This is a genomic window from Facklamia sp. P13064, assembly GCF_050409425.1.
Taxonomy (GTDB): Bacteria; Bacillota; Bacilli; order Lactobacillales; family Aerococcaceae; genus Facklamia.
On the sequence record NZ_JBNUPM010000033.1, the window covers coordinates 1 to 5,397 of the forward strand.

Genomic DNA, 5,397 nt, shown 5'->3' on the forward strand with positions numbered 1-5,397 from the left:
GAAAAATAGACCAAGGAAAGGTATAAAATATAAACCACCTAAAGAAGAACTTTTTAGTTTCTTACTATCGGTGTTGCATTTGATTGGACAATTCGTCAACAAAAAAAGACCTGTCATTTCTCATCTATAAGAAATGACTAGGTCTATTACCTAAAAACGATTAATCTACCATCTCTGCTTCTAAGTATTTATGAATTAAGTCATATGTGGCAATTACTGAGGTGATGTGTGTTCTTTCAAAGGCATGACTAGCATCAATTCCAGCACCAAACAATCCGTGACGTACATCTGCTCCGGCACGCATAGCTGCAGAAGCGTCTGAACCATAGTATGGATAGATATCTACTTTATAAGGAATCTTATTTTCATCACATAATCCAACTAATTGATTACGTAAGCCAACATGATAAGGGCCAGAAGCATCTTTAGCACAGATAGACACTGTATACTCATCTGAAGTTTGATCATCTCCTAATGCTCCCATATCGACAGCAATATATTCTTCAACTTCTGGAGCAATGTTAGAGTTTCCACCGTAGCCAATTTCTTCGTTATTAGAAATATAGAAATGAGTAGTATGTGCTAATTTAAGTTCTCCAGCTTTAATTGCTTCAATAGCTTCTAATAAAAGGGAAACACTCACTTTATCATCTAAGTGGCGTGATTTTAAATAACCGGAGTCAGTAATTTCTGCACGTGGATGGAAAGAAATAAAATCTCCTACTTCGATACCTAATTCTGCTACATCTTCTGGGTTAAAAACAGGGTGGTCTAAACGAACTTCCATATTGTCTTGATTGCGTTCTAATGACCCTGCGTTACGGTAAACGTGAACAGAAGTCTGATGCATTAAAATCGTTCCATCAAAAGTTTTACCTGTTTTTGCAGAATGGATTTTGCAATATACTCCTTCTAGCGAATTGTAAACAAACCCACCGATTAGATCTAATTTCAAACGACCATCAGCTTTTACCGCACGAACCATCGCTCCTAAAGTATCCACGTGAGCTGTAATAAAACGCTGACGTTCTTTATTTTTTCCTTCTAAAGTTACTAGTAAACCTCCTTTTGGTGTCTTAGTATACTCCACTTTATCCTGGTCAAATTTTTTCATTAAATGCGACACAATTTCACCAGTATAACCAGTTGGTGAAGGAATCTCGGTTAATTCTTTCACACGTTCTAAACGTGCACGATCTGATTCTGATAATTGATAGTTCAATTCTACCATTCTGTTCTCTCCTTTATATTGATCCATCTTAAAAGATAAATCATTGTAATCACTTGATTCTACTATACAACAATTAGCCTTAAATTCAAAAGCAAATTATGAAAAAATAACAATCCTTTAGATTTTTATACTTGGACCAGAGTTTGAAAATTGAAATTCTAAAACAAGTGGGTGTCTATAGCTAGAGGCTTTTCTTATCATTAAGGTAAATAGGTTAAAAAAACTCGGGCAATTGTAAAATAAATGAAGACTGAAGTTAAGTCACTTAAAGTTGAGATAAATGGACCACTAGCCACAGCGGGGTCAAAGCCTATCTTCATCATGAGTTTAGGAATCAAAGCACCGGCAATATTAGCCACCACGATTGCACAAGCCATAGCAATCCCTATGATCATACCCAAAAAGAGGTTTCCTTTCCAAAAGCCTGCCACTAGGGCTATGGTTAACCCAACTACCAATCCTGTGACTACTCCTGTTAGTAATTCAAAACTAAAAGAATCAAAAAAATTATCATCTTCTGATTTATTAGTAAGCTTGCGAACAGCAACCGCTAAAGATTGAGTTCCAGCGTTACCTGCTGTACCGGTTATTAATGTAACAAAGCTAGATAAAACAGGCACTGAGGATATCAAACCTTCAAACTGAGAAATTAGAGTGGCTGTCCCCATCCCCATAAATAGCAGTGTAACTAACCAAGGCAAGCGACTTTTAGAAGCCTTAAATGGAGTAGTATGAATTTCATTAACATCAACCGCAGCCAAACCTGAGTAGTCACTGTCTGCTTCTTCTTGAATAACGTCTAAAACATCATCTACCGTTATAATACCAAGTAATTCACGATCAAAGCCTACAACTGGTAGGGCCAATAAGTCGTAATCTTGTACCATTTTTGCTACCTCTACTTGATCATCATTTACTTCAACTGTTATTAAACGAGGATTAAGGATTTCTGAGATTAAGGTTTGATCATCATGAACAATGAGATCTCTTAAAGATAAAACACCCTTTAGTCGTCTATCTTCATCAATCACATACACATAATAGATAGTTTCTGCTTGAGCGGCTGCCGTTTTTAAGTGTTCATAGGCTTGTTTAACTGTATATTCTTCCTTGACAGTTACAAACTCAGTCGTCATGATGGATCCTGCTGTTTCGTCAATATAGTTTATCAAACGAGATATTTCACGGGCAGACCTATTAGGCATTAAATGCATGTACGTATTTACTTTTTCTTTATTATCAATATTATTTAAAATATCCACCGCATTATCCGCGTACATTTCACCTAAAACAATAGCTGCATAGGCATTTTCCATCTCTAGGAAATACTCTTCACTCAAGTGAAGAATATCTGATTCAAAGGCATCAAAGACATCAGCGAGTTCACTGGGAGCAAGATATTGATAGACTGTTTTTCGCTCAGAACTGACAAACTCAGTAAAAATTTTGGCTTGATCATAATTATGTAACGCTAAAAACTCAGTACGAAAGCGTGTCATACGGTTGTTTTGCAGCATAGCTTTGAAACTAGCGACGCTTTCTTCAAAACTTCTTTCAAATACTTCCATTGCTATTCCTCTCTTAGTTAACTTGCTGGGCTTGAATCCAATCTTGCATATCTTCTGGTAGATTCATCTCAAAATGTAAGGGCTGTTGAGTCATGGGGTGGTTAAACTCCAATTGGCCACAGTGAAGCGCTTGACGTCTGATCGTTTCGGTCAAAGGACCTCCATATAAATCATCGCCAATTAAAGGACCTCCCATATGCATTAAGTGTACCCGAATTTGATGTGTTCGTCCTGTATGAAGCCTTATTCTTAAGTGCGCTCCATTAGGATAAGTTTGCTGACACCAATATTCGGTCTTGGCATATTTTCCACTTTCATGAACACGCCGGGTTATAATTGAAGACTCCGTACGTGCAATAGGTGCTTCAATTATACCATGGTCTGACCATTGACTGCGACTGCTTAGAGCATGGTAATATTTAACCACTTGACCTGCTCTTACTTGACGATCCATCAATGCATGAGCTAATCGATGCTTAGCAATTAACATTAAGCCTGATGTATCACGATCTAACCTTGTTACTATATGGATTACTTGATCCGAGTAGCCTTGCTTTTGGTAGTAACCTCTCACTCGATTAGCAATTGAACTCGAAGGATTTGCTAAAGAAGGAATTGAAACTACTCCCACTTGTTTATTTAAAATAAGTAGATCATCATCTTCATAGACGATTTCAATTGGGTCATCTGAAGGTGGAACTGTTTCATGCCCTCGCTCGATGGGAGCTAATAAATGAAGACAGTCTCCTTTACGGATTTTAAAACGAACAGGTACTTTTAAATGGTTCAATAACAGTTGACCTTCAAGCTTAACCTTTCTTAAAAAGGCCTTTGGTAACTGTTGTTGTCTTAAAAATTCTTTAATCGTTATTTCTTCCGATTGATCATAAAACCACTTCAACTCCATTATAAACCTCACCTTTTATTGATTAAACTTATTTTCTCACTTGATTAGCGATAAAAGAGGATTCTACACGATTCCAATAATGCATATGCTTAAAGCTAGCGAAATGAATTCTCTCCTTAGCCAATTGCAAGCGCACCGTATCAATTGTCTGGTCCGCCCAAAATAGATGGTCAGTCGTGATATCCATCCATTCATTGGATGGATCTGGTTTTAAAGTGAGCCATTCATCAGCCGGTAAAATAATAGGCGAGGCCAAGGATCGATAAACACGATTATTAACCGAAGCCATCTCTGTCATCTGTATTGCTTCAATTCGTGGATGCATTACCGCTCCACCTAAAGATTTGTTTAACCCCGTAGACCCGGTTGGTGTCGCAATACACAATCCATCCCCACGAAATGTTTCAAAGAATTGGTCTTTTATTTCCACATCACACACCATTGTTTTACGATGCGAACGAATACTGCATTCATTGAGGGCTAGAACATGTCTCTTTTTTCCATTACCGAGAGTAATAGCTACCGATAGTAAGGGATATGAAATGGATTCAGCGTCATTTTCAACAATACTCTGTAAAACTTGATCCATCTGTTCGCCTAACCAGTCCGTATAAAACCCTAAATGTCCCGTATGAATCCCTATAAATTGAGTATGATTGATAAATGCCTGGTACTGGTGAAAGGCTGATAAAAGTGTGCCATCTCCACCAATTGATATTACATAGTCAGGAGTTTCCCCGTTAGAGAGCTCTTTTAATTGATAGTGATGGAGTTTAGTTTTAAGTCGTTGAGCATAGGCAACTGATAAAGCTTTTTTATTATATACTAATCCAATCTTTTTCATAGTTTCTCCTTACTCTTGCTCTTAACGCGAGTCAAACAGTTTGGTTGCTTCATGAATCTCTTCACGAATCTGACTCATTTCTTCATCAAGTAGAAAGGCAGCCTCAGAAGCTCGTTGAAGTCTTTCTAATATTTCAACAGGATACTTGCCATCATACTTATAATTTAACGAATGTTCGATGGTTGCCCAAAAATTCATCGCTAAAGTTCTAATTTGTACTTCCACAATAACCGAAATGTTTCCTTCAATTCTTTCCACCGGATACTCTAAGATCATATGATAAGAACGATACCCACTCGGCTTATGATTTTTAATATAGTCCCTAATCATAATGACTTTAAAATCAGACCGTCTTAATAGTAAATCTGCTACTTCATAGATATCCTCAACAAACTGGCACATCACTCGAACCCCAGCTATGTCCTGAACACCACAAAGGAAATCTTTGGCTTTGATTTGTCTAACAGCCATTTTTTCCATAATACTTTCAGGTGATTTTACTCGTCCGGTAACGAATTCGATCGGTGCGTGTCTATCCAAATCAATATATTCTTGGCGAATACTTTTTAATTTTAGCTTCAATTCTTCAACAGCCTGACCATAAGGGGCTAAGAACAATGCCCAATTGTCGACAAAAGGTTCTTCATATACATATTTATTTTCCATGATTTCCCCCTTTCTAGCCCTCTACAAGTTTTCAAAATATTCAACCCATATCAGTCTAATTGATTAATATCATCCAGAAAATATTTTACCATAAGTCAAAGGGTTTTCGTATATAACTGTTCATTAGTGTCAACCGTAAATGAAAATGTCCTGAAATTTTAAAAATTTGCGGGATAAAACT

Annotated in this window: 5 protein-coding genes; all 5 read right to left on the minus strand. The window is 37.1% G+C overall.

The window, feature by feature from the left end; translation table 11 throughout:
- Positions 1-160: 160 nt before the first annotated feature.
- Complete coding sequence (locus ACQV2S_RS08555; RefSeq protein ID WP_428874840.1) at positions 161-1,231, minus strand: M42 family metallopeptidase; 1,071 nt, start codon at positions 1,229-1,231, stop codon at positions 161-163.
- Between the two features lie 200 nt (positions 1,232-1,431).
- Positions 1,432-2,799 carry a magnesium transporter gene (gene mgtE, locus ACQV2S_RS08560; RefSeq protein ID WP_428885393.1) on the minus strand — a complete coding sequence of 456 codons (1,368 nt, stop codon included), beginning with the start codon at positions 2,797-2,799 and terminating at the stop codon, positions 1,432-1,434.
- 13 nt (positions 2,800-2,812) lie between these two features.
- On the minus strand, positions 2,813-3,706 hold the full coding sequence (locus ACQV2S_RS08565) for an RluA family pseudouridine synthase (RefSeq protein ID WP_428874463.1): 894 nt from the start codon (positions 3,704-3,706) through the stop codon (positions 2,813-2,815).
- A gap of 28 nt (positions 3,707-3,734) precedes the next feature.
- Positions 3,735-4,550 (minus strand): NAD kinase, encoded by an 816-nt coding sequence (locus tag ACQV2S_RS08570; protein ID WP_428874464.1) that lies wholly within the window; start codon positions 4,548-4,550, stop codon positions 3,735-3,737.
- Positions 4,551-4,571: 21 nt separating this feature from the next.
- Complete coding sequence (locus ACQV2S_RS08575; RefSeq protein WP_428874465.1) at positions 4,572-5,216, minus strand: GTP pyrophosphokinase; 645 nt, start codon at positions 5,214-5,216, stop codon at positions 4,572-4,574.
- Positions 5,217-5,397 lie beyond the last annotated feature (181 nt).